2 protein-coding genes and 1 pseudogene are annotated in these 878 nt (G+C 72.2%); all 3 read right to left on the minus strand.

Annotated features, from left to right (window positions below; genetic code table 11):
* Positions 1-167: 167 nt before the first annotated feature.
* Positions 168-440: a MoaD/ThiS family protein gene (locus ACLEQD_RS44455; protein ID WP_171413218.1), complete on the minus strand. Its 273-nt coding sequence runs from the start codon at positions 438-440 to the stop codon at positions 168-170.
* Between the two features lie 4 nt (positions 441-444).
* Entirely contained in the window at positions 445-684 is a 240-nt protein-coding gene (locus ACLEQD_RS44460) for a sulfurtransferase TusA family protein (protein WP_410391939.1), read from the minus strand.
* Positions 672-878: pseudogene (locus ACLEQD_RS44465) on the minus strand (HesA/MoeB/ThiF family protein); the annotation flags it as partial. The gene ACLEQD_RS44460 and the pseudogene ACLEQD_RS44465, both read right to left, overlap by 13 nt.

An 878-nucleotide genomic window follows, 5' to 3' on the forward strand; every position in this document is an offset into this window, starting at 1 on the left:
CGCCGCCGGCCAGGTACGCCGTGGCGGTGAGGCCGGACGCGCCCAGCCCGTCCACGCGCGCGCCGCCCGACAGCAGGGCCTCCTGCCCTCGCCCGCCCACGTCCCGCAGGAGGATCTGCCGGGAGTAGCGGAGAATCTGATCCTCGCGCAGCGCCATGACGCTCCTCTCAGCCCCCCGCCATGGCCGGGATGAGGGTGATGCGGTCCGCGTCCTTCACCGGCGTGTCCAGGGCCTTGAGCGCGCGCACGTCCTCCTCGTTGAGGAAGATGTTCACGTACCGGCGCACGGCGCCCTTGTCGTCGAAGAGGCGCGCGCCCATGCCGGGGAAGCGCGCTTCCAGGTCGCGCAGCACTTCGCCCACGGTGGCGCCGGTGGCCTGGACCTCGGCCTGGTTGCGCGTGAGCGTCCTCATGGGCGTCGGAATGCGAATCGTGGCCATATGCTCATTTCCCTCGCTTGCGGATGATCAACCGGTGCGTGCCGTCCCCGCGCGGCTCCAGGGACACCACGTCGTGGCCCTCGTCCTTGGCGCTGCGGGGCACGTTCTTCAGGGGCTCGTCGCCCTTGAGCAGCACCTCCAGCAGCGTGTCCGGGGGCAGCGACTCCAGCTTCAGCTTGGTGCGCACGTAGGTCATCGGACACACCTCGCGGGTGATGTCCAACGTCGCCGTCACGTCGGGCATGCGGTGTCCTCCCGGGACGAGGGGAACGGGGGCAGCGACTGGATGGCGCACCCCGGGCAGCCGGGCGCGCGCGCCACCTTCACCGTGCGCCCCTCCAGCGTCTCGCCGTCGAGCACGTGCAGCGTGGCCTGGCCCCGCGGCCCCGTCGCCGCGCCCGCCAAGAGCTCCAGCGCGAAGCAGCGCCTGCACGCGCC

This window comes from Corallococcus sp. 4LFB (assembly GCF_046520365.1).
Lineage (GTDB): Bacteria > Myxococcota > Myxococcia > Myxococcales > Myxococcaceae > Corallococcus > Corallococcus caeni.